The sequence below is a fragment of the Klebsiella sp. K4 genome (genome assembly GCF_014596785.2).
Classification (GTDB): domain Bacteria; phylum Pseudomonadota; class Gammaproteobacteria; order Enterobacterales; family Enterobacteriaceae; genus Klebsiella; species Klebsiella pneumoniae.
In genome coordinates this window covers 4,626,960-4,651,433 of the sequence record NZ_CP115021.1, presented here as the reverse complement: position 1 = coordinate 4,651,433, position 24,474 = coordinate 4,626,960, and the positions used below count along the sequence as shown (strand labels likewise).

The following is a 24,474-nucleotide window of genomic DNA, read 5'->3' as shown; positions in this document are numbered from 1 at the left end:
GGTTATTCCATCCAGCCGCCGCCGAGAGCGGTGAACAGGGTGATTTCATTCGCCTGACGGGAATAGTTGAGTTCCAGCAGGGTTTGTCGGGTGGTGAAAATGTCGCGCTGGGCGCTCAGGACTTCGATGTAGCTGACCGCGCCGTGGCGATAGAGTGCAGTGGCGCGCTGCAGGGTGATATTCAGCGAGGCGAGATAGCGCTGCTGGGCGGCAATCTGATCGGCCAGGCTTTGGCGCTGGGCCAGCGCGTCGGCCACCTCTTTAAAGGCGGACTGTATTTTTTGTTCATAGTTGACCACCTGCTGCTGCTGGCGGATTTCCGCCAGATCGAGGTTGGCCTGATTACGCCCGGCGTTGAAAATTGGCAGTTCAATTTTGGGGATAAAGTTCCACATCGCGCCGCCGGCGTTAAACAGGCTGGAGAGCTCGCTGCTGCTGCCGGAGAGCGAGCTGGTTAGGGTGATCGACGGGAAGAAGGCCGCCCGTGCGGCGCCGATGTTGGCGTTGGCCGCCAGCAGGCTGTGTTCGGCCTCTAAAATATCCGGCCGCTGCAGCAGGATCGCTGAGGAGAGCGACGGCGGCAGGGTTACGCCTTGCAGGTCTACCGCGCTGCTGGCGCTATCGTCCGGCAGGCGCTGATAGCTGCCGAGCAGTAGCTGCAGGGCGTTATTGGCCTGCGCCAGCTGGCCCTGACGTTTGGCGATATCGGCGCGGGTGCTTTCGATCATGCCGCGCGCCTGCTCCAGCGCCAGCACGGTGGTGCTCCCGGTCAGCAGCTGTTTTTCAACGAAGGCGTAAGACTGCTGATAGTTCTGTAAGGTATCGTTGGCCACCTGCAGCTGCGCTGCCGCCAGCCGCTGGTTGAAGTAGCTTTGTGAAACGTTAGCAATCAACAGGATATGCACTGCGCGCCGCGCCTCTTCGCTGGCGAAGAAGTTCTGTCGGTCGGCCTCGCTAAGGTTTTTCAGCCGGCCAAAGAAATCGAGGTCGTAGCTGAGGTTTAAGCCGGCGGTATAATCGCTGCTGGTGGTGGTGTCGCCTTTAAGCTTGCCGCCATAGGTGGTGCTGCCGTCACCGTTCAATTGCGGGTAGCGGTCGGCGTCGGTAACCCGGTACTGGGCGCGGGCTTCCTGCACTTTCAGCGTCGCCATCCGCAGATCGCGGTTGTTGGCCAGCGCGGTGCTAATCAGGCTTTTCACCTGCGGGTCGACGAAAAAGGTGCGCCAACCGGTCTCCTGGTAGCCCGCTGTTGCAGTAACCAGCTTGTTCTGGCTGAGAGAGAACTGCTGCGGTACCGGCGCTGCGGGGCGCTGGTAGTCCGGAGCGAGTGACAGACAGCCGGTTAAGGCAAATATCACGCTGAGGGTAAGTAGCTGTATTGAACGCATGGCGGCAGAGGGTTTCGACGATTTATCCATGGCGGCTACTTTACGTAGCGGGCTCTGTTCAGGGCGTGACGGGAAAATGACAAAGCTGTCATTTTCCTGATACTTCATTGCTATCCGGAGGCGCTCCTCTAAAATTGAATACCCGCACAAAGCGCGCGTGAAGGAGCCAGCCGTGAAGATTTTGATTGTCGAAGATGAGAAGAAAACCGGAGAGTACCTGACCAAAGGGCTCACCGAGGCCGGCTTCGTCGTCGACCTGGCCGATAACGGCCTCAACGGCTATCACCTGGCGATGACCAGCGATTACGATCTGCTGATCCTCGACATCATGCTGCCGGATGTGAACGGTTGGGATATCGTGCGCATGCTGCGCACCGCCGGGAAAGGCATGCCGATCCTGCTGCTTACCGCGTTGGGCACCATTGAGCATCGGGTGAAGGGGCTGGAGCTGGGCGCTGACGACTATCTGGTAAAACCGTTCGCCTTTGCGGAGCTGCTGGCGCGGGTGCGTACTCTGCTGCGCCGCGGGGCGGCGGTCATCGTCGAAAGCCAGTTTCAGGCGGCCGATCTCAGCGTCGATTTGGTCAGCCGCAAGGTGACGCGCGGCGCCACCCGCATCACCCTGACCAGTAAGGAATTCACGCTGCTGGAGTTCTTCCTGCGTCATCAGGGCGAGGTGCTGCCGCGTTCGTTAATTGCTTCGCAGGTGTGGGATATGAATTTCGACAGCGACACTAACGCCATCGACGTGGCGGTGAAGCGGCTGCGCGCCAAAATTGATAACGACTTCGAGCCGAAGCTCATCCAGACCGTGCGCGGCGTCGGCTACATGCTTGAGGTGCCGGATGGCCGCTAAGCGCCCCTTTTCCCTGGCCACCCGGCTGACCTTCTTTATTAGCCTCGCCACCATCATTGCTTTCTTTGCCTTCACCTGGATCATGATCCATTCGGTGAAGGCCCACTTTGAAGAGCGCGACGTTCACGATCTCAGACAGCTCAGCACCACCCTGGAGACGGTCCTCGACCACGCTGACTACCCGCCAGCGCGACGGCTGGAGATCGTGAGGAATATCATTGCGGGCTACGCCAACGTCTTCATCTGCCTGGACGATGGCCAGGGCAATATTCTCTTCCAGTCGCCCAACGGGCCGGATCTCAGCCATATACTGAGTACGCCAGGGCTGGCGATGCAGCTCCGCGACGGGAATGTGATTTCATGGACCGATCCGCAGCCGCGGGCAATGGCGCACGATAATCATCCAATGGAAACCCGCGCCTGGCGGTTGATCATGCTGCCGCTGGGCAAGCAGGCGGACGGTAAACCGGCGTACCACCTGCTGATGGCCTTATCCATCGATTTTCACCTGCACTATATTAATGAGCTGAAAGCGAAGCTGATCTCCGCGGCGTCGATAATCAGCCTGCTGATCATCGCCATCGTGCTGTTTGTGGTCTACCAGGGGCATAAGCCGATCCGCCAGATCAGCCGCCAGATCCAGAATATTACCTCGCGGGATCTCGATGTGCGCCTTGACCCGCAGGCGGTGCCTGTCGAGCTGGAGCGGCTGGCGCTGTCGTTTAACCATATGCTGGAGCGCATAGAGGATGTCTTTACCCGCCAGTCCAACTTCTCCGCCGATATCGCCCATGAAATCCGCACGCCGATCACTAACCTGGTGACGCAAACTGAAATCGCCTTAAGCCAGAGCCGCAGCCAGCAGGAGCTGGAAGAGGTGTTGTATTCCAATCTCGAAGAGTTCTCGCGGATGTCGCGGATGGTCAGTGATATGTTGTTCCTCGCCCAGGCGGATAATAACCAGCTGATCCCTGAGCAACAGGCGCTGGATCTGGCCGATGAAGTGCATAAGGTGTTTGAGTTTTTCGAGGCGTGGGCGGAAGAGAAAGCGGTGGCGCTGCGCTTTGTCGGTAGCCCCTGCCGGGTGACGGGCGATCCGCTGATGCTGCGGCGGGCAATCAGCAACCTGCTGTCGAATGCGATCCGCTACACGCCGGCCGGGCAGGCGGTGACCATCCAGTTGAGCGAAAGCGCGGAGACGGTACGCCTGGTGGTGGAGAACCCCGGTACGCCGATTGCCGCCGAGCATCTGCCGCGCCTGTTTGACCGATTCTATCGCGTCGACCCCTCGCGCCAGCGCAAAGGGGAGGGCAGCGGCATCGGCCTGGCGATTGTGAAATCGATTGTCGGAGCCCACCACGGCAGCGTGGCGGCACAGTCCGATCTGCGCTCGACGCGGTTTATTGTGGTGTTGCCGAAATAGGCGCAATCCGCGAGTGATAGTTGAGTATGTGGCTTTCTGTCGCTATATTAAATGTACGGAAAATAACCGTACATGAAGTTTGCAACAGGCCGGAGATAACGTATGCCCGCACTTAAAAAGCAGCGTATAGATTTGAGATTAACCGATGATGATAAGAGCATCATCGAGGAAGCTGCGGCAATTTCGAATCAGACGATTACCCAGTTTGTGGTTGCCAGTGCCTCAGAACGTGCTGCGGAAGTGATTGAGCAGCACCGCAGAATGGTCCTCAATGAGCAATCATGGAGCCTGGTGATGGAGGCGATTACCCAACCGCCAGCCCCGAATGATCGACTGAAACGTGCAGCGAAGCGTCTACAAACCAGGTAAGGTAGAGCTAATGGAGCAGCAACTGACGATTGAGATGATTGCCGATGCGTTCAGCTACGATATCACTGGATTTGATTGCGGCGAGGAAGCGCTGAATACGTTTTTAAAAGAGCACCTCAAGCGGCAGCACGATGGACAAATCTTAAGGGGTTATGCGCTGGTCTCCGGGGATACCGTTCCCAGGTTGCTGGGTTATTACACCTTATCGGGGAGTTGTTTCGAGCGAGGCATGTTGCCGTCTAAAACTCAGCAAAAGAAAATCCCGTATCAAAATGCGCCAAGCGTAACCCTCGGGCGGCTGGCCATTGATAAATCTGTTCAGGGGCAGGGCTGGGGAGAGATGTTGGTTGCCCATGCGATGCGAGTGGTGTGGGGAGCGTCTAAAGCCGTTGGCATCTACGGATTGTTTGTTGAAGCCCTTAATGAGAAGGCTAAAGCATTCTATCTTCGTCTGGGGTTTATACAGCTCGTGGATGAAAATAGTAACTTACTGTTTTATCCGACCAAATCGATTGAACAGCTCTTTACTGACGATGAGTCATAAAAGAAACCGGGCAGCGCCAGGCGGCTGCCCGCAGTATCGCGACTCTCTTACTCTTCGAAGTACCAGTAGCCCTGATTAATCAGCCGCGTCAGTTCGCTCACGAACGCCGGATTCTGCAGGCCGCTGCCGAGCTCTTCCTGGCCTAATGAGGTATAGCGACACAGCGCATCCAGCGCTTCGGCATCGGTGGTGTCGAGTTGTTCGCTATGCACGAAGAAGCTGTCGCCGATATGCAGAACGCGCAGGCCGCTCAGGCGGGAAAGCTTTTCACCACCCAGCAGCGCATCGACCACTTCCTCTTCTTCATACGGTGGTTCCGCCGGCGCAATATCCAGCTCGTGACGCGGGGTGGTGACGAAACTGCCGAACCACTGCTTGAAGTCTTCCGGCTGGCGAATCATATCGATCATCATGGTGCGCAGACGTTCGAGTTCATACTCTTCAACCCGGCCCGGATGCTCGCGGCAGGTGAGGTCCGGATCGCTGTAGTGCTCGCCGCCGAGATCGTTCTCCAGCACATAGTCGGCGAAGCTGCTGATCAGGTCGCGGCCGTTTGGCCCGCGGAAGCCGACGGAGTAGTTCAGGGCGGTTTCGTGGGTTATGCCGTCGTGCGGGAATCCCGGTGGAATATAGAGGATGTCGCCCGGCTGCAGATCTTCATCAATGATCGGTGGGAACGGATCGACGTGCAGCAGTGCCGGATGCGGACAGAACTGACGCATCGGCAGCTTGTCACCCACGCGCCAGCGGCGGCTGCCCATGCCCTGAATAATAAAGACGTCATACTGATCGATATGCGGGCCGACACCGCCGCCGGGGACGGAGAAGGAGATCATCAGGTCGTCCAGGCGCCAGTCCGGCAGTACGCGGAACGGACGCACCAGCTCGGCGGCAGGCATATGCCAGTGGTTTACCGCCTGGGCCAGCAGGGACCAACCGGTTTCGCCCAGCCCGTCGAAATGTTCAAAAGGACCATTGCTGGCCTGCCATTTGCCGTTTTTCAGGCTGACCAGCCGGCTGTCGACTTCCGGCTCCATGGCTAATCCGGCCAGCTCGTCCGGAGTAATCGGGTCGACGAAGTCCGGAAACGCGTTTTTTAATACCACCGGCTGTTTCTGCCAGTATTTTTCTAAAAACTCGGGCCAGTTAATGTTGAGTTGATAAGCCATCGATTATTACCAGTAAGAAGAAACGGGCCTGATTATAGAAATGAGGGCCGGGCGGGCGCATTGTCGTGGGTCAAGAGTGGTGCTTAATTCACCATCGGCGCGATAATGGCGTTGGGTAAGAGAGAAAATCACATTTTCGCCAAAAACCGATCTTAGCGTAAATTGCGCTGCAGGCCGCATGAGCACTGGGATTGCGCCTTTAATGGTAAGAAGATGAATTCGCGAAAAGTTCAAATAATGAGCGGTCGATAAGATTTTTCTATTTTAACGCTTGCTACTTCCGACGAACTCCCTATAATGCGCTCCCACTGACACGGCGGATGTGAATCACTTCACACAAACAGCCGGTTCGGTTGCAGAGAAAAATCCTGAAAAACGGGTTGACTCTGAAAGAGGAAAGCGTAATATACGCCACCTCGCGACAGAGCGCTAAAGCGCGTCGCAACTGCTCTTTAACAATTTATCAGACAATCTGTGTGGGCACTCAAAGTGACATGGATTCTTAACGTCCTCGGACGAAAAATGAATACCAAGTCTCAAGAGTGAACACGTAATTCATTACGAAGTTTAATTCTTTGAGCATCAAACTTAAATTGAAGAGTTTGATCATGGCTCAGATTGAACGCTGGCGGCAGGCCTAACACATGCAAGTCGAGCGGTAGCACAGAGAGCTTGCTCTCGGGTGACGAGCGGCGGACGGGTGAGTAATGTCTGGGAAACTGCCTGATGGAGGGGGATAACTACTGGAAACGGTAGCTAATACCGCATAACGTCGCAAGACCAAAGTGGGGGACCTTCGGGCCTCATGCCATCAGATGTGCCCAGATGGGATTAGCTAGTAGGTGGGGTAACGGCTCACCTAGGCGACGATCCCTAGCTGGTCTGAGAGGATGACCAGCCACACTGGAACTGAGACACGGTCCAGACTCCTACGGGAGGCAGCAGTGGGGAATATTGCACAATGGGCGCAAGCCTGATGCAGCCATGCCGCGTGTGTGAAGAAGGCCTTCGGGTTGTAAAGCACTTTCAGCGGGGAGGAAGGCGATAAGGTTAATAACCTTGTCGATTGACGTTACCCGCAGAAGAAGCACCGGCTAACTCCGTGCCAGCAGCCGCGGTAATACGGAGGGTGCAAGCGTTAATCGGAATTACTGGGCGTAAAGCGCACGCAGGCGGTCTGTCAAGTCGGATGTGAAATCCCCGGGCTCAACCTGGGAACTGCATTCGAAACTGGCAGGCTAGAGTCTTGTAGAGGGGGGTAGAATTCCAGGTGTAGCGGTGAAATGCGTAGAGATCTGGAGGAATACCGGTGGCGAAGGCGGCCCCCTGGACAAAGACTGACGCTCAGGTGCGAAAGCGTGGGGAGCAAACAGGATTAGATACCCTGGTAGTCCACGCCGTAAACGATGTCGATTTGGAGGTTGTGCCCTTGAGGCGTGGCTTCCGGAGCTAACGCGTTAAATCGACCGCCTGGGGAGTACGGCCGCAAGGTTAAAACTCAAATGAATTGACGGGGGCCCGCACAAGCGGTGGAGCATGTGGTTTAATTCGATGCAACGCGAAGAACCTTACCTGGTCTTGACATCCACAGAACTTTCCAGAGATGGATTGGTGCCTTCGGGAACTGTGAGACAGGTGCTGCATGGCTGTCGTCAGCTCGTGTTGTGAAATGTTGGGTTAAGTCCCGCAACGAGCGCAACCCTTATCCTTTGTTGCCAGCGGTTCGGCCGGGAACTCAAAGGAGACTGCCAGTGATAAACTGGAGGAAGGTGGGGATGACGTCAAGTCATCATGGCCCTTACGACCAGGGCTACACACGTGCTACAATGGCATATACAAAGAGAAGCGACCTCGCGAGAGCAAGCGGACCTCATAAAGTATGTCGTAGTCCGGATTGGAGTCTGCAACTCGACTCCATGAAGTCGGAATCGCTAGTAATCGTAGATCAGAATGCTACGGTGAATACGTTCCCGGGCCTTGTACACACCGCCCGTCACACCATGGGAGTGGGTTGCAAAAGAAGTAGGTAGCTTAACCTTCGGGAGGGCGCTTACCACTTTGTGATTCATGACTGGGGTGAAGTCGTAACAAGGTAACCGTAGGGGAACCTGCGGTTGGATCACCTCCTTACCTTAAAGAACCTGCCTTTGTAGTGCTCACACAGATTGTCTGATGAACGTAAAGAAGCAAGGCGTCTTGCGATTGAGACTTCAGTGTCCCCTTCGTCTAGAGGCCCAGGACACCGCCCTTTCACGGCGGTAACAGGGGTTCGAATCCCCTAGGGGACGCCACTTGCTGGTTCGTGAGTGAAAGACGCGTGCCGATGTATCTCAAAACTCATCTTCGGGTGACGTTTGAGATATTTGCTCTTTAAAAATCTGGATCAAGCTGAAAATTGAAACGACACACAGTTAATGTGTGTTCGAGTCTCTCAAATTTTCGCAATCAGAAGTGAAACATCTTCGGGTTGTGAGGTTAAGCGACTAAGCGTACACGGTGGATGCCCTGGCAGTCAGAGGCGATGAAGGACGTGCTAATCTGCGAAAAGCGTCGGTAAGGTGATATGAACCGTTATAACCGGCGATGTCCGAATGGGGAAACCCAGTGTGATTCGTCACACTATCGTTAACTGAATACATAGGTTAACGAGGCGAACCGGGGGAACTGAAACATCTAAGTACCCCGAGGAAAAGAAATCAACCGAGATTCCCCCAGTAGCGGCGAGCGAACGGGGAGCAGCCCAGAGTCTGAATCAGCTTGTGTGTTAGTGGAACGGTCTGGAAAGTCCGACGGTACAGGGTGATAGTCCCGTACACCAAAATGCACAGGTTGTGAACTCGAAGAGTAGGGCGGGACACGTGGTATCCTGTCTGAATATGGGGGGACCATCCTCCAAGGCTAAATACTCCTGACTGACCGATAGTGAACCAGTACCGTGAGGGAAAGGCGAAAAGAACCCCGGCGAGGGGAGTGAAAAAGAACCTGAAACCGTGTACGTACAAGCAGTGGGAGCACCTTCGGGTGTGACTGCGTACCTTTTGTATAATGGGTCAGCGACTTATATTCTGTAGCAAGGTTAACCGTATAGGGGAGCCGCAGGGAAACCGAGTCTTAACTGGGCGTTAAGTTGCAGGGTATAGACCCGAAACCCGGTGATCTAGCCATGGGCAGGTTGAAGGTTGGGTAACACTAACTGGAGGACCGAACCGACTAATGTTGAAAAATTAGCGGATGACTTGTGGCTGGGGGTGAAAGGCCAATCAAACCGGGAGATAGCTGGTTCTCCCCGAAAGCTATTTAGGTAGCGCCTCGTGAATTCATCTTCGGGGGTAGAGCACTGTTTCGGCTAGGGGGTCATCCCGACTTACCAACCCGATGCAAACTACGAATACCGAAGAATGTTATCACGGGAGACACACGGCGGGTGCTAACGTCCGTCGTGAAGAGGGAAACAACCCAGACCGCCAGCTAAGGTCCCAAAGTCATGGTTAAGTGGGAAACGATGTGGGAAGGCACAGACAGCCAGGATGTTGGCTTAGAAGCAGCCATCATTTAAAGAAAGCGTAATAGCTCACTGGTCGAGTCGGCCTGCGCGGAAGATGTAACGGGGCTAAACCATGCACCGAAGCTGCGGCAGCGACACGATGTGTTGTTGGGTAGGGGAGCGTTCTGTAAGCCTGCGAAGGTGTGCTGTGAGGCATGCTGGAGGTATCAGAAGTGCGAATGCTGACATAAGTAACGATAAAGCGGGTGAAAAGCCCGCTCGCCGGAAGACCAAGGGTTCCTGTCCAACGTTAATCGGGGCAGGGTGAGTCGACCCCTAAGGCGAGGCCGAAAGGCGTAGTCGATGGGAAACAGGTTAATATTCCTGTACTTGGTGTTACTGCGAAGGGGGGACGGAGAAGGCTATGTTAGCCGGGCGACGGTTGTCCCGGTTTAAGCATGTAGGCTGGTTATCCAGGCAAATCCGGATAATCAAGGCTGAGGTGTGATGACGAGGCACTACGGTGCTGAAGTAACAAATGCCCTGCTTCCAGGAAAAGCCTCTAAGCATCAGGTAACATCAAATCGTACCCCAAACCGACACAGGTGGTCAGGTAGAGAATACCAAGGCGCTTGAGAGAACTCGGGTGAAGGAACTAGGCAAAATGGTGCCGTAACTTCGGGAGAAGGCACGCTGGTGTGTAGGTGAAGTCCCTGCGGATGGAGCTGAGACCAGTCGAAGATACCAGCTGGCTGCAACTGTTTATTAAAAACACAGCACTGTGCAAACACGAAAGTGGACGTATACGGTGTGACGCCTGCCCGGTGCCGGAAGGTTAATTGATGGGGTTATCCGTAAGGAGAAGCTCTTGATCGAAGCCCCGGTAAACGGCGGCCGTAACTATAACGGTCCTAAGGTAGCGAAATTCCTTGTCGGGTAAGTTCCGACCTGCACGAATGGCGTAATGATGGCCAGGCTGTCTCCACCCGAGACTCAGTGAAATTGAACTCGCTGTGAAGATGCAGTGTACCCGCGGCAAGACGGAAAGACCCCGTGAACCTTTACTATAGCTTGACACTGAACATTGAGCCTTGATGTGTAGGATAGGTGGGAGGCTTTGAAGCGTGGACGCCAGTCTGCGTGGAGCCAACCTTGAAATACCACCCTTTAATGTTTGATGTTCTAACGTTGGCCCCTGACCGGGGTTGCGGACAGTGTCTGGTGGGTAGTTTGACTGGGGCGGTCTCCTCCCAAAGCGTAACGGAGGAGCACGAAGGTTAGCTAATCCTGGTCGGACATCAGGAGGTTAGTGCAATGGCATAAGCTAGCTTGACTGCGAGCGTGACGGCGCGAGCAGGTGCGAAAGCAGGTCATAGTGATCCGGTGGTTCTGAATGGAAGGGCCATCGCTCAACGGATAAAAGGTACTCCGGGGATAACAGGCTGATACCGCCCAAGAGTTCATATCGACGGCGGTGTTTGGCACCTCGATGTCGGCTCATCACATCCTGGGGCTGAAGTAGGTCCCAAGGGTATGGCTGTTCGCCATTTAAAGTGGTACGCGAGCTGGGTTTAGAACGTCGTGAGACAGTTCGGTCCCTATCTGCCGTGGGCGCTGGAGAATTGAGGGGGGCTGCTCCTAGTACGAGAGGACCGGAGTGGACGCATCACTGGTGTTCGGGTTGTCATGCCAATGGCACTGCCCGGTAGCTAAATGCGGAAGAGATAAGTGCTGAAAGCATCTAAGCACGAAACTTGCCCCGAGATGAGTTCTCCCTGAGACTTTAAGTCTCCTGAAGGAACGTTAAAGACGATGACGTTGATAGGCCGGGTGTGTAAGCGCAGCGATGCGTTGAGCTAACCGGTACTAATGAACCGTGAGGCTTAACCTTACAACGCCGAAGATGTTTTGGCGATTTGAGAGAATTTTCAGCTTAGATTCAGAGTTGAGTACGCAATAATTTGCGCAGCAGCAAGGCGACAAGCGACGGAAAGGAAGGAGCATACTGAAGTATGTGACTGACTTTACGAGCGCAGGCAACGCAGCTGATGCGATAAAGAATTGCGTACTGAGCACAAAGAATTTGCCTGGCGGCACTAGCGCGGTGGTCCCACCTGACCCCATGCCGAACTCAGAAGTGAAACGCCGTAGCGCCGATGGTAGTGTGGGGTCTCCCCATGTGAGAGTAGGGAACTGCCAGGCATCAAATAAAGCAGAAAGCCCGGTCGAAAGACCGGGCTTTTTGTTTTTGCGTTTAAAAAGAACCCCGTCCCGAAAGGTGCGGGTTTTTTTGCTGTGTGGGGTATATCTCCCCCCGGTGGCGCTGCGCTTACCGGGGCTACAAAACCGTACCCCGGACAAAGTACGCAGCACCGCCTTTATTGCTTCGCAAAATAGCGTGACGAATGCTTGTGGCATGGTCAACCGGATAGTGAATTTACCGGATGATACAAGTCGGAAAATAATTATCAGCAGCTACGATTAATATTATTTCTTTATTTCAGCGCCATTATATTGTGCCCCGGTAAAATAATGATGCGGCCTCTTCCTCCCACAAAATAACGCGTTTACGCTTCAGAAAAAATATTTCCGTGACTGGATACTTCGCTTCCGGATGTATTGTGGCGAACGGTATGCTTCTTCCCTGTTTTTGTCTAAATGAGCTTTATCATTAACACTTTGTTAACTTGATCTGGTTTATATGGCAGCAAATTTGATATACAAAGAGGGATGATTGCCTGTATGGATGCTGCCCGAAATACCTTGCGAGACATATGCAGGTTCTCGGCTGGCAAATGAGAATAGAAATGAAAATCCTGCTTAACTGGTCGCCATTGCGCCAGCTCTTCACTTACATTCAGGAGCGCTTTACCTTTCTGGTGCTGCTCTGCTGGCCAGCGATTATCTGGTTGTTCTGTCGGGTCGGCGTGTGGCTCACCGATAACGTTTATGAACTGCTGGGAAAATCACCCGCCCAGTCCTTCACCGTGTATCTGCAGCCGTTTATGACCCCCGGCACGCTGCTGCGCATCTCCATCAGCTGGGTGGTGTTGCTGTTCATTCTCTTCAGTATGGCGATGGCCTTCACCTGGGGTTTACGTCGCTTTATGAATCGCCATAAATAAACCATTCGGCCGCCGTAAGTCGACGGCCCTTCTTAAGCCTTTATGCCATCTCACCAATAGTCTTACGAAAACGCAGCAACGCGATACTAAAGAACACTCCGCCGATAGCCAGCAAGGTTAAGAACTGCGGCCAGACGATGGCGAAGCTGGCGCCTCGATACAATATCGCCTGCGCCAGGCTGACGAAGTGGGTGGTCGGCATGGTCAACATAATATCCTGTACCAGCTGCGGCATACTTTCTCGCGGCGTGGATCCGCCGGAGAGCATCTGCAGCGGCAGTAAGACCAGGATCATCAGCAGCCCCAGCTGCGGCATCGAGCGGGCGAGGGTGCCCATAAAAATGCCGATTGAGGTCGTGGCGAACAGGCTGAGCGCCACCCCCAGCATAAACAGGGGAATCGACCCTTCAATGGGCACCTGCAAAATCCCCTGTACCATCAGCACCAGCGACAGCCCGGACACCACCAGCACCACCAGGCCCATCGACCAGATCTTGGCCAGCATAATTTCAAACGGCGTGATCGGCATCACCAGCAGATGCTCAATGGTGCCATGTTCCCGCTCGCGGATCAGCGCCGAACCGGTGAGGACAATGGCCAGCATGGTGATATTGTTGATGATCGCCATCACCGCGCCAAAGCGCTCCTGCTCAAGGTTAGGATTAAAACGCATCCTGACCGCCAGCTCTACCGGCAGCACGCTGTTATCCCGATAGCGGGCGATAAAACTGTTTACTTCGCCGGTGATAATATTCTGGATGTAACCGTTGCCGGTAAAGGCCTGACTCATGCGCGTGGCGTCGACGTTGACCTGGATTTCCGGCTGCCGACCGGCCAGTACATCGCGCTGGAAGTTAGGCGGGATGTTGATGGCGAACGTGTAGCGCCCGGCATCCAGCCCGGCGTCCATCTCATCAGCGGTGATCAGCTCCGGCTCAAGAAACCAGGGACGGTAAAAAGCGTTAATAATGCGTGAGGAGAGCTGTGATTTATCCATATCAGCAACCGCGATCGGCGCCAGGTGCAGCGAACCGGGCATCACCGTGGCCGAGGAGTACACTGACACGGTAAACGCAAACACGATCAGCGCCAGCATCGCTTTATCACCGAGCAGGCTGCGCAGCTCTTTGACGCCAAGATTATAAATATTGCGTAATCCGCGCATCATCCCTCCTGTTTCTTCAGCAGCAGCACGCTCAACCCGAGCACCAGCGGCACCGCAATCAGTAGCGGAATGAATGAGCCCCACAAATCGCTAATATTCAGCGCTTTGGAAAAGGTCCCGCGGGCGATAGTCAGGAAGTGGCTGGTCGGGTAGATTTGCCCAATCCAGCGTCCGGGACCTTCCAGCGAGGCCACCGGATCGATCATTCCGGAAAACTGGGTTGCCGGGATCAGCGTAATAATCGCGGTACCGAAAATAGCGGCGATTTGGCTCTTCATAAAGGTTGAGATCAGCAGCCCCAGACCAGTGGCGATGGTGACATACAGCAGCGCCGCCAGGGTCAGCGTCAGGAAACTCCCCTTATGCGCGACGCCAAAGACAAAAACCGACAATGCGCACAGCAGGAAGAAGTTAAACATCCCCAGTACGATGTAAGGCAGCTGCTTGCCGAGCAGGAACTCGCTACGGGTGGTCGGCGTCACGTACAAGTTGATAATCGACCCGAGCTCTTTTTCACGTACTACGCTCAGGGCGCTGAGCATCGCCGGGATCATCATCAGCAGCAGCGGGATCACCGCCGGGACGATGGCCGGCAGGCTCTTCACGTCTGGATTGTAGCGATAGCGGGTCTCGATGGAGATGAGCGAGGTATCGCGCTGCGGGCTGCTCTGCCGGCCGGCCATCTCCTGCAGCCAGGCCAGATGCATCGCCTGTACGTAGCCGCGCACGGTTTCCGCGCGGTTGGGCATCGCGCCGTCCACCCACACGCCGATTTGCACCGGCGTGCCGCGGGCGATATCGCGACCAAAGTTCGGCGGGATCTCTATCGCCACCGCCAGCTCACCGTCGCGCATCCGGCGGTCCAGTTCGTCATAGCTGTGCAGCGGCGCCTGTTCGATAAAGTAGCGTGAGCCAGCGAGATTCTGCGACCAGCCCTGGCTGCTGAGGGTTTGATCGCGGTCGAGGACGGCAAAGCGCAGATCCTCAACGTCCATGCTGATCCCATACCCCATGATAAACATCAGGATCACCGTCCCCAGCAGCGCCAGCGTCGATCGTACCGGATCGCGGCGCAGCTCCAGCGCCTCGCGGCGGCTATAGCTAAACAGCCGGCGAAGACTGAAGGCCTGCCGTGGAGCCGTATGTCCGGAATGCGATGCCACAGCAGACGTGGGTTCTTCTGGTACTGGAGAGGACGGCTGGGCCTCTTTAAGCCAGGCGATAAACGCCTCTTCCAGGCTGTTTGAACCGCGCTGCTCGACCAGCGCCTGCGGCGTATCGCTGGCCAGCACTTTGCCGGCGTGCATCAGGGAGATACGATCGCAGCGTTCCGCCTCATTCATAAAGTGGGTGGAGATAAAAATGGTCACCTGATCCTGCCGCGCGAGGTCTACCATCAGCTGCCAGAACATATCCCGCGCCACCGGGTCGACGCCGGAGGTCGGCTCGTCGAGGATCAGCATCTCCGGGCGATGGATGACCGCCACCGCTAACGACAGGCGCTGACGGATCCCCAGCGGCAGATCGGCGGGAAGCGCGTCTTCAACCTCGGTCAGCATAAAGCGCTCGCACATTTCCGCCACCCGGCCGGGGATTTCGCCGTCCGGAATATGGAACAGGCGGGCGTGCAGCTCGAGGTTTTGCCGGACGGTCAGCTCGCTATAGAGCGAGAAGGCCTGCGACATATAGCCCACCCGCTGGCGGGTGGCGATATCCTTCGGGTCGACCGGCTGGCCGAACAGCCAGGCTTCACCTTCGCTGGCGGGCAGCAGGCCGGTGAGCATCTTCATGGTGGTGGATTTGCCGCAGCCGTTGGAGCCGAGGAAGCCGAAGATTTCACCGCGGGCGATGCGGAAATTAACGTGGTCGACGGCAACAAAGTTGCCAAAGCGCATGGTCAGGCCGCGCGCTTCGATGGCGATCTCTTCCTCACGGCTGTCGCGCGGTGGGATAACTACCGCCCTATGTGCCTGACGCTGTGCTTCTGGCAGCAGGGCGATAAACGCCTGCTCCAGGGTCTGGCTGCCGGTCTGGGCTTTGAGCTCTGCGGCGCTGCCGGTCGCCAGCACCTCGCCGGCGTTCATCGCCACCAGCCAGTCAAATCGCTCGGCCTCTTCCATGTAGGCGGTGGCCACCAGCACGCTCATCGCCGGCTGGCGCTGACGAATATTGTCGATAAGCTCCCAGAACTGCGCCCGGGAGAGGGGATCGACGCCGGTGGTCGGTTCATCAAGGATCAGCAGCTGCGGATCGTGGATCAGCGCGCAGCACAGGCCGAGCTTTTGCTTCATCCCACCGGAGAGTTTTCCGGCGGGGCGATCGCGAAACGGCGCCAGCCCGGTACTCTGCAGCAGCTCGTTGATGCGCAGTTCGCGCTCGGCTTTATCGTGGCCGAACAGGCGGGCGAAGAAGTCGACGTTTTCATACACCGAGAGAGTGTGATAGAGGTTTTTCCCCAGCCCCTGCGGCATCCACGCGATTTTCGGACACACCTCGCGGCGGTGATGCATATCGCGCATATCGCCGCCAAGCACCATCACGTTCCCCTGCTCGATGATCCGCGCCCCGGCGATCAGCGAAAGCAGGCTCGATTTGCCGACGCCGTCCGGGCCAATCAGGCCAACCATACGCCGTGCCGGGATCGCCAGACTGATATCGCGCAGCGCGATGGTGGCGCCAAACTGCTGACCAACATGTTCCAGCAGGGCGACGGGGGGCGAGGTATCCTGCGGCGTCAGTTTCATTGCGGCAACCTCACCGCCAGGGCTTCAGGCCAGGGTTGTTGTTTATCCAGCCGTACGTAAGCCATACCGGGCAGGCCGGTTTTGACATACTCCAGGTGCTGCGCCAGCAGCTCCGGCGGGATACGCGCTTTGACGCGGAACATTAGCTTCAGGCGCTCGTCGCTGGTCTCGACCGTTTTCGGCGTGAACTGGGCGACGCTGGCGACAAAGCTGATATTGGCCGGGATCACCAGATCCGGCGCGGCATCAAGGACCAAGCGCGCTTCGCTGCCGAGCGCCAGCAGACCTGCCTGTTCGGTGGGCAGAAAAAAGGTCATATAGACATCGGCGAGATCGACCATGTTCAGTACCCGGCCACCGGCGGCCAGGACTTCGCCTGGCTCAGCGACGCGATACTGAATGCGGCCGTCGCGGGGGGCTTTCAGCTCGCTATCGTCAATATCGGCGAGGATCCGCCGCTCGGTCGCCTGGGAGGCTTCGACGCGGGTTTGCGCCTGAATAATGCTGGTGCGGGCAGCTTCGATGGCGGCGCGGGCGGCGGAGACCTGGGCTTTCGCCGATTCCAGCGCCGCGCGGGCGCTCTCTGCGGCCGCGCGATCGTCATCCAGCTGCTGGGCAGAGACGGCGCCACGCTGGGAGAGGGTGTTGGAGCGAACATGGCGTTTCGCCGTGGAATCCAGCTCCGCCTGGCGCTGCTTCACTACCGCTTCGCTGGCGCGCATTTCACTTTGTCGCTGATCGAGCAAGGCTCTGGCGGCCAGGACCGCGCTTTCCGCCTCCTTGATTTGCGCGGCGGCTTCAAGACGCTGCTCGTTCAGTACCCGGGTATCCATTCTCGCCAGCACCTCTCCCTGGTGCACGAACTGACCCTCTTTGACCAGAATGGTGTCGATACGCCCGGCGATTTTACTGGCAATATCGACTTCGGTGGCTTCGATTCGGCCGTTGCTGCTGGCAAAACCGTCCGGGAGACCTGGCGGGCGCAGCAGCCACCATGCGGCGGCGGCGAGCACCACCAGTAAGCCGACAAAATACCCTGCCCAACGTTTCTTTATTTTGTCCATACGCGACTCGCTTGATTCCCTTTGCTGAGTGGTGCGCGTGTTTCCTCCGCCGAGCGGAGCGTCCTCCTTGCGAGGGACGAAAAAGTGGAGGGAGGGCCGCTGACGCCGCGCTCTGCCGCGCCGATGCGCAGCCGCTCGCTGGGCTACTTATGTGGTCATCATCAGCGATCCTGGCCTTAATGAAACACGCATAGTGAGAGCTACCGTTAACGCGATAGTAACAGCCGGGGCGATATTGTCCATACGAAAGACAGGGTCTTGTCGGCGTGTTAACAAAATTATCCGCACAGGGAGTATTTCACCATCTCAGGACAGCACCGGCAGACCCAGCCCACGCTTCACCTCATGCAGCGTCTGCTGTGTCAGGTGGTGGGCGCGTTCGCTGCCCTGGCGCAGCAGCTCCAGCAGCATCCCTTTATCCTGAATAAAAGTGGCCCTGCGTTCGCGGATCGGCGCCAGTAGCGTCTGCAAGCAGGTCTCCAGCTCATTCTTACACTGGCGATCGCCCAGCCCGCCGCGCTGATAGTGGGCTTTCATCTCTGCCACCCGCGCCTTATCGCTGTGGAATGCATCGAGATAGGTAAACACCACGTTGCCCTTGACATGCCCCGGATCGCTGACTCTCAGGTGCGTCGGGTCGGTATACATCGCGCTGACCGCGTGGTGGATCTCCTCCTCTGTGGCCGATAACGTCAGCGTATTGCCCAGCGATTTCGACATTTTGGCGTTGCCATCGACGCCCGGCAGGCGACTCACTTCGCTGAGTAGCGCCTTGCAGTGGCGCAGCACCGGCTCGCCGGTGAGGCTATTCATCTTGTGGACGATCTCGTTGGTCTGTTCAATCATCGGTAGCTGATCGTCGCCCACCGGCACCAGTTCGGCCTTGAACGCGGTGATATCGGCCGCCTGGCTAATCGGATAGGCGAGAAAACCCACCGGCAGCGAGCGGGCGAATCCCTTCTGGGCAATCTCATTTTTGACCGTCGGATTACGTTCTACGCGAGCGACGGTGACGATATTCATATACAGCGCGCTGAGCTCCGCCAGCGCCGGCAGGGCGGACTGCAGGCAAATAGTGGTGAGCCTGGGGTCGATGCCGACGGCCAGATAATCGGCCATGACTTCGAGGATATGGTGGCTGATTTTTTGCGGATTGCTGCCGTTGTCCGTGAGCCCTTGCAGGTCGGCGATCAGGATAAATTGCTGGTGGTTATGCTGCAGCGCGACGCGCTGGCGCAGCGAGCCGACGTAGTGGCCAAGATGCAGCTGGCCGGTCGGGCGGTCGCCGGTGAGGATGGTTTGTGGATGGTTCATCAGGGACTCCTTATCAGACTGTTCAGCCGAAAGACGTCCTGAAAACACCAAAGCCGCCTTCCGGCGGCTTTGAAAATGGAAACGTGTATCGTGCCGCCTGTTATGCAGGCAGCCACCAACGGCGGGGGTAGGTAACGATAACGTTTCTGTTCATAGGGAGTATCCTGCCACGGAAGGGGCTGGAGACGCAATCAAAAATCACATACTTTTCCTGATGTTATTTATGTGATTGTTTTTCGGTAAATAACGAAGCGGGAAAAATATATTTTCTCTGCGACCCGATCAATATTCTGGAACAACAAACTATGTTGCATTTTTTTTGTGAAAAAGCTCACGCCACAGGATTATAGTATTATTATCCATATTTATAGCTGAATATTACCTGTCTGCTGTTACAGCTTGTGTTTATTCTCTTCTAAATTATTAACATTATTACAATTTCTATCTATTTTTCCGCTTTGCGTCATACCCCTGTCTGACTACAACGTATTGAGGCTAATTATTATGCATAAACGTCTGGTCGTTAATATTTTTTCATCATTGCTGTTGGGGGCTGCGCTTATTTCCGCGCCGGTATATGCGGCGGAAAAAACCGTAGTCAATATTTCAAAAGTGGACGGCATGCCATGGTTTAACCGGATGGGTGAAGGGGTAGTCCAGGCCGGGAAAGAGTTTAACCTCAACGCCTCCCAGGTAGGGCCGTCCAGCACCGATGCGCCGCAGCAGGTGAAAATTATTGAGGACCTGATTGCACGTAAAGTGGATGCCATCACTATCGTGCCTAACGATGCCAACGTGCTGGAGCCGGTATTCAAAAAAGCCCGTGACGCCGGCATCGTGGTACTGACCAACGAATCGCCCGGGCAGCCGAGCGCCAACTGGGATGTGGAGATCATCGATAACGAGAAGTTCGCTGCTGAATACGTGGAGCATATGGCCAAGCGGATGGGTGGCAAAGGCGGCTACGTTATCTATGTCGGTAGCCTTACGGTACCGCAGCACAACCTGTGGGCCGATCTGCTGGTGAAATATCAAAAAGAACATTACCCGGACATGCATGAAGTCACCCGCCGAATGCCGGTGGCGGAAAGTGTTGATGATTCCCGCCGTACCACGCTCGATCTGATGAAAACTTACCCGGATCTGAAAGCGGTGGTCTCTTTTGGTTCGAATGGCCCGATTGGCGCGGGGCGCGCGGTGAAAGAGAAGCGTGCGAAAAATAAAGTCGCGGTCTACGGGATGATGATCCCCTCGCAGGCGGCTTCTCTTATTAAGAGCGGCGATATTACCGAAGGGATCACCTACGATCCGGCGACAGCCGGCTATGCCCTCGCGGCCGTCGCCAGCACCCTGCTGAACGGCAAAACCATTGAGCCGGGATTTGAACTGAAAGAGCTCGGTAAAGCGGAGGTCGATAGCGACAAGCATATTATCCGCTTCCATAAAGTGCTGCTGGTAAATAAAGACAATATTGATTCGCTCTACTAATCCACCTTCCGGGGCGCCAGCCGCCCCGGCTTAACCAGCCAGGGGATGCTATGGAACCTTTCCTTTCCCTTCGACACGTCAGCAAAACCTTCCACGCCAACCGCGCGCTCAATGATATCAGCATCGACTTTATGCCCGGAGAAGTGCACTGCCTGGCCGGGCAGAACGGTTGCGGGAAGTCGACGTTGATCAAAATTATCTCTGGCGTCTATCGCCCGGATGAGGGCGCAGCGATGACGCTGGGCGGCAAGACGTGGCCCAAACTGACGCCAGCGGCCTCTGTCGCCCATGGGATCCAGGTGATTTATCAGGATCTGTCGCTGTTTCCCAATCTCAGCGTGTGGGAGAACATTGCTATAAACCACTATCATCGCGGCGTGCTGGTGAGGCGCAGCGAACTGCGACGCAGTGCGGAGCAGGCGATGCGCAGTATTAACGTCTCGCTGCCGCTGGATGCCGCCGTGGAATCGCTCTCCATCGCTCGCTGTCAGCTGGTGGCTATCTGCCGCGCGCTGGCGCAGGATGCCCGGCTTATCATTATGGATGAACCCACGGCCTCATTGACCCATCAGGAAGTGGAGGGACTATTGCATGTGGTGCGCCAGCTGCGTGAGAGGGGGATCTGCATCGTCTTCGTAAGCCACCGTCTGGAAGAGGTCATGGCCGTATCGGACCGCATCAGCGTGCTGAAGGATGGCAATCTGGTCGGCACCTTGCCGGCGGCAGAGGTAACCACCCGCCGGCTCGGTTTTCTGATGACGGGCCAGGAGTTTGACTATCAGGTGCGCGATCTGTGGCAGGGGCAGGGCAGTACGCCGGTGCTGGAGGTGCGCAATCTCAGCCGCAAGGGGGAATATCATAACGTCTCCCTGAAGGTCGAAGCCGGAGAAGTGGTGTCGATAGTCGGCCTGTTGGGCGCCGGGCGAACAGAGCTGTGCCTGAGCCTTTTCGGCATGACCCGCCCTGACAGCGGCGAGATCCTGATAAATGGCCAGCCGGTGCGGTTGCGTAGCAATCAGGACGCTATCCGCCACGGTATCGGCTATGTCTCCGAGGACCGTATGTCGCGCGGCCTGGTGATGAGTCAGTCGATTGAAAACAACATTATCAGCACCGTGTTTCATAAAGTGAAAGGCGCTTGCGGACTATTGAGTGATAGTAAAGCTCAGCAGCTGGTCGCAAGAATGGTCAACGCGTTGACCATTAAGGCGCCGGATACGCATCTGCCGGTGAATACCCTCTCCGGTGGTAATGCCCAGCGCGTTTCTATCGCCAAATGGCTGGCGATCTCTCCTAAGCTGCTGATCCTCGATAGCCCAACCGTGGGGGTGGATATCGCAAACAAAGCCGGGATCTATCATATCATCAGCGATTTGGCTGCCCATGGTATCGCCGTGCTGATGATTTGCGACGAGATTGAAGAGGCGTGGTACCAGAGTCATCGCATCCTGGTGATGAAGCAGGGCGAGTTGACCCATAGCTTCCTGCCGGACAGCAGTACCCAGCAGCAGATAGCGGAGGTGGTCAATGGCTAATCTGTTGAAACGACATGAATTCTGGTTAGGCATGTTCATTATTGCGCTGTGCCTGCTGCTGGGCTGGCGCAGTGAGGAATTTTTCACTTTCGGCAATCTTTACGACCTCGCTAATAACTATGCGATGCTGACCATTCTCGCCTGTGGTCTGTTCGTGGTGCTGATCGCCGGCGGGATTGATATCTCCTTCCCGGCTATGACCATTATCGCCCAGTACGGCATGGTGGTGATGCTGCAAAAAGTAGGCGGCAACTTCGCGGTGGCTTTTGTGCTTGCCGGCGGCATCGGCGTGCTGCTGGGGCTGGTGAACGCGCTGTTGGTTAATCGTCTGCGGGTGCCCTCGATCATTATCACCATTTCTACGCTCAACATTTTCTACGGTTTGCTGCTGTGGTTAAGCAAAGGTGTCTGGCTCTACGACTTCCCTCCGTGGTTTGAAAAGGGGGTTATGCTGTTCAAATATACCGATGCCGATGGTTACGATTACGGCCTGGGGCTGCCGCTGCTGACGATGATCGCCGTGGTGCTGTTGACCGCGTTTATCATGAATTTCACCACCGTTGGCCGCAAGATCTATGCCATGGGCGGCAACCGGGAATCCGCCAGCCGCGTCGGCTTCAGCGTGCTCCGCCTGCAGCTGTTCGTTTATGGCTATATGGGGCTAATGTCGGGGGCCGCAGGTGTCGTGCAGGCGTGGACAGTGATGACCGTTGCGCCGGATTCACTGCTGGGCTATGAGCTGACGGTGCTGGCGGCGGTGGTGCTGGGCGGCACCAGCCTGATTGGCGGGCGCGGAACTCTCACCGGTACGCTGCTGGGGGTGATTTTACTGGCGGTGATGCAGAACGGCCTGAACCTGCTAGGGGTCTCCTCCTACTGGCAGACCCTGATCACTGGGGCGATCATCGTCGTCAGCATCAGCGTAACGGCATGGAGCCAGCATCAGAACCGGAGCTTGTTATGAAAAAATCGTGGCGCAACAACGTTGAGTTTTACCTGATCGGCCTGCTGCTGCTGATGGTTATCGCCTTTAGCATCGCCATGCCAAACATCTTCTGGTCTGTCAGCAATTTCCAGTCGATTGCCTCGCAAATGCCGGTGCTGGGGATCCTGGCGCTGGCGATGGCCATGACTATGCTTTGCGGCGGCATTAATTTGTCAATTATCGCGACGGCTAACGCCTGCTCGCTGGTGATGGCCTGGGTGGCGACGAGCTATCCGCCTGGGGGCGCTACCGCGCTGGCGACGCTGCTGGCCGGCGGAGGGGCGGCGATGATCATTGGCCTGTGCAACGGGATATTGATCGCCGGGATCCGCGTTTCGCCGATCCTGGCTACCCTTGGCATGATGACCCTGCTCAAAGGGATAAATATTCTGATCACCGGCGGCAGCGCCATCGCTAACTATCCGCAGTGGGTGCTGTGGCTGAATCACGCCCAGTGGTTCGGTATTCCGCTGCCAATGTGGCTTTTTGCGGTGGTGGCGGCCGGGCTGTGGGTGCTGCTGGAGAAAAGCCCGCTGGGTCGGGCGATCATGTTGATCGGATCCAACGAACGGGCGACCCATTATTCCGGGATCAATACCCGGCGGGTGTTGATGTGGGTATATGTCATCTCGGCCCTGCTCTGCGCGGTGGCTGCGTTTCTGATGATGTCGAAGCTGAACTCAGCCAAAGCATCTTATGGGGAATCGTATTTGCTGGTGTCGATCCTCGCGGCGGTGCTTGGCGGCGTGAATCCGGATGGCGGTAGCGGGCGCATCGTTGGGATGGTGCTCGCGCTGTTCCTGCTGCAGATTATTGAGAGTGGGTTCAATATCCTCGGTATCAGCCCCTATCTGACGATGGCGCTGTGGGGCGTATTGCTGCTGTGCTTTATCCAGGCGCGAGGCATGCTGGGACTGGAGAGAGCCGGGTAAATGACCCGTCCTCGGGGGTGAAGACGGGATAGCCAGTTATTTGCTACGCAAATGCACCGCCAGGCCGCTTTGCCCCGGCGCCAGCTCCGGGCGCAGCGTCAGCGACGGGATCAGATAATCGCCATGATTCTGCCGGCGGAATGGAATGGGCTCGATTTGCCACAGCGTGTCCAGCCGCTCGGCCAGGGCGGCGCACTGATCGGCGAACTGCCCGGCATCGGTTTTATCCGTGCGGTAGAACACCAGCGGGGGAAGCACCTCAAAGCCGGGATAGAACAGCATACCGTGCTGAATGGGGAACAGGATGTCGTCGATGGGGCCATTGATCCCGCGCGGTGAATAGTGTTCCGCCCAGCCGCCGGCGGTGACGATCAGCATCGCCCGCTTGCCGACGAAAGTGCCTTCCCCGTAGCGATCGCCCCAGTGGCTGTCGCTGTGCTCGCCGACGCCATAGGCAAAGCCCCAGGCGTACACCCTGTCGATCCAGCCCTTCATGATGGCGGGCATCGAGAACCACCATAGCGGGAACTGGAAAATCACCGTATCGGCCCACAGCAGCTTTTCCTGCTCGGCTACGATATCCGCACTTTGGGTGCCCTGGGCAAAGGCCTGTTTGGAATCGAGGGTCGGCCGCCAGAACTCGCCGACCGGCGGGGCGCCGCTATCGTCGGCGTCATATCCGGCCTTCCAGCGCATAGCGTAGAGATCGGAAACCTGCACTTCATGCCCGGCCTGCTGCAGATGGCGGATGGCGAAATTTTTCAGCGCGCCATTGAGCGAGCGCGGTTCCGGATGGGCGTAAATCAGCAGTACTTTCATAATATCACCTCTGGCGTATGGAGAGCTGCAGAGTAGGAAAGCTGACGCTATAGTAGAAATTAATTACTTA

Annotated in this window: 16 protein-coding genes, 1 tRNA gene and 3 rRNA genes; 13 read left to right on the top strand and 7 right to left on the bottom strand. The window is 56.5% G+C overall.

Features of this window, described 5'->3' with window-relative positions; translation table 11 throughout:
- Window positions 1-2: 2 nt before the first annotated feature.
- On the bottom strand, window positions 3-1,388 hold the full coding sequence (locus IB144_RS22965) for an efflux transporter outer membrane subunit (RefSeq protein ID WP_040216925.1): 1,386 nt from the start codon (window positions 1,386-1,388) through the stop codon (window positions 3-5).
- Window positions 1,389-1,560: 172 nt separating this feature from the next.
- Between IB144_RS22965 and cusR the strand changes: the two genes are divergently transcribed.
- From cusR to kacT, 4 genes are all read left to right on the top strand, one after another.
- Window positions 1,561-2,244 (top strand): copper response regulator transcription factor CusR, encoded by a 684-nt coding sequence (gene cusR / locus IB144_RS22960; RefSeq protein ID WP_004214143.1) that lies wholly within the window; start codon window positions 1,561-1,563, stop codon window positions 2,242-2,244.
- The gene (locus IB144_RS22955) at window positions 2,234-3,667 is read left to right on the top strand and encodes a Cu(+)/Ag(+) sensor histidine kinase (protein WP_040216929.1); all 1,434 of its coding nucleotides are present in this window, start codon (window positions 2,234-2,236) and stop codon (window positions 3,665-3,667) included. The genes cusR and IB144_RS22955 overlap by 11 nt, the downstream gene beginning before the upstream one ends.
- Before the next feature lie 102 nt (window positions 3,668-3,769).
- Window positions 3,770-4,036, top strand: a complete 267-nt coding sequence (kacA, locus tag IB144_RS22950) for a type II toxin-antitoxin system antitoxin KacA (RefSeq protein WP_002887278.1) — start codon at window positions 3,770-3,772, stop codon at window positions 4,034-4,036.
- 10 nt (window positions 4,037-4,046) lie between these two features.
- Window positions 4,047-4,580 carry a type II toxin-antitoxin system toxin KacT gene (kacT, locus tag IB144_RS22945; RefSeq protein ID WP_004178461.1) on the top strand — a complete coding sequence of 178 codons (534 nt, stop codon included), beginning with the start codon at window positions 4,047-4,049 and terminating at the stop codon, window positions 4,578-4,580.
- Window positions 4,581-4,627: 47 nt separating this feature from the next.
- On the opposite strand, the gene IB144_RS22940 is transcribed toward kacT, so the two are convergent.
- Window positions 4,628-5,749: a cupin domain-containing protein gene (locus tag IB144_RS22940; protein WP_002887282.1), complete on the bottom strand. Its 1,122-nt coding sequence runs from the start codon at window positions 5,747-5,749 to the stop codon at window positions 4,628-4,630.
- Between the two features lie 590 nt (window positions 5,750-6,339).
- Between IB144_RS22940 and IB144_RS22935 the strand changes: the two genes are divergently transcribed.
- The 5 genes from IB144_RS22935 (at window position 6,340) to IB144_RS22915 (ending at window position 12,358) form a co-directional block, all read left to right on the top strand.
- Window positions 6,340-7,879 (top strand): 16S ribosomal RNA (locus IB144_RS22935).
- A gap of 85 nt (window positions 7,880-7,964) precedes the next feature.
- Window positions 7,965-8,040: transfer RNA gene (locus tag IB144_RS22930), tRNA-Glu, on the top strand.
- A gap of 182 nt (window positions 8,041-8,222) precedes the next feature.
- Window positions 8,223-11,124, top strand: a 23S ribosomal RNA gene (locus tag IB144_RS22925).
- Window positions 11,125-11,319: 195 nt separating this feature from the next.
- Window positions 11,320-11,435 (top strand): 5S ribosomal RNA (rrf, locus tag IB144_RS22920).
- The 16S, 23S and 5S rRNA genes sit together here with 1 tRNA gene alongside, the layout of an rRNA operon.
- A gap of 605 nt (window positions 11,436-12,040) precedes the next feature.
- Entirely contained in the window at window positions 12,041-12,358 is a 318-nt protein-coding gene (locus IB144_RS22915; protein ID WP_002887322.1) for a hypothetical protein, read from the top strand.
- Window positions 12,359-12,398: 40 nt separating this feature from the next.
- Here IB144_RS22915 and IB144_RS22910 read toward each other — a convergent pair whose 3' ends face one another.
- The 4 genes from IB144_RS22910 to trpS all read right to left on the bottom strand — a co-directional run bounded on the left by IB144_RS22910 (window position 12,399) and on the right by trpS (window position 18,645).
- Window positions 12,399-13,523: an ABC transporter permease gene (locus IB144_RS22910; RefSeq protein WP_040215928.1), complete on the bottom strand. Its 1,125-nt coding sequence runs from the start codon at window positions 13,521-13,523 to the stop codon at window positions 12,399-12,401.
- Window positions 13,523-16,267 carry a ribosome-associated ATPase/putative transporter RbbA gene (gene rbbA, locus IB144_RS22905; protein WP_046654710.1) on the bottom strand — a complete coding sequence of 915 codons (2,745 nt, stop codon included), beginning with the start codon at window positions 16,265-16,267 and terminating at the stop codon, window positions 13,523-13,525. Before rbbA ends, IB144_RS22910 begins: the two co-directional genes overlap by 1 nt.
- A complete protein-coding gene (locus tag IB144_RS22900; protein ID WP_040215933.1) occupies window positions 16,264-17,331 on the bottom strand; it encodes an HlyD family efflux transporter periplasmic adaptor subunit in 1,068 nt (355 codons plus the stop codon). Before IB144_RS22900 ends, rbbA begins: the two co-directional genes overlap by 4 nt.
- A 306-nt stretch (window positions 17,332-17,637) precedes the next feature.
- The gene (gene trpS, locus IB144_RS22895; protein ID WP_040215935.1) at window positions 17,638-18,645 is read right to left on the bottom strand and encodes a tryptophan--tRNA ligase; all 1,008 of its coding nucleotides are present in this window, start codon (window positions 18,643-18,645) and stop codon (window positions 17,638-17,640) included.
- A gap of 504 nt (window positions 18,646-19,149) precedes the next feature.
- On the opposite strand from trpS, the gene IB144_RS22890 reads away from it, so the two are divergent.
- From IB144_RS22890 to IB144_RS22875, 4 genes are read left to right on the top strand one after another with little or no spacing between them, the layout of a single operon-like run.
- A complete protein-coding gene (locus IB144_RS22890; RefSeq protein ID WP_002887349.1) occupies window positions 19,150-20,133 on the top strand; it encodes an autoinducer 2 ABC transporter substrate-binding protein in 984 nt (327 codons plus the stop codon).
- A gap of 50 nt (window positions 20,134-20,183) precedes the next feature.
- Complete coding sequence (locus IB144_RS22885; RefSeq protein ID WP_004177552.1) at window positions 20,184-21,668, top strand: sugar ABC transporter ATP-binding protein; 1,485 nt, start codon at window positions 20,184-20,186, stop codon at window positions 21,666-21,668.
- Entirely contained in the window at window positions 21,661-22,632 is a 972-nt protein-coding gene (locus tag IB144_RS22880) for an ABC transporter permease (protein ID WP_004177551.1), read from the top strand. Before IB144_RS22885 ends, IB144_RS22880 begins: the two co-directional genes overlap by 8 nt.
- Complete coding sequence (locus tag IB144_RS22875; protein WP_002887352.1) at window positions 22,629-23,585, top strand: ABC transporter permease; 957 nt, start codon at window positions 22,629-22,631, stop codon at window positions 23,583-23,585. Before IB144_RS22880 ends, IB144_RS22875 begins: the two co-directional genes overlap by 4 nt.
- A gap of 36 nt (window positions 23,586-23,621) precedes the next feature.
- On the opposite strand, the gene IB144_RS22870 is transcribed toward IB144_RS22875, so the two are convergent.
- Window positions 23,622-24,404, bottom strand: coding sequence for an NAD(P)H-dependent oxidoreductase (locus IB144_RS22870; protein WP_023288198.1), 783 nt, complete (start codon window positions 24,402-24,404; stop codon window positions 23,622-23,624).
- Window positions 24,405-24,474: the final 70 nt, after the last annotated feature.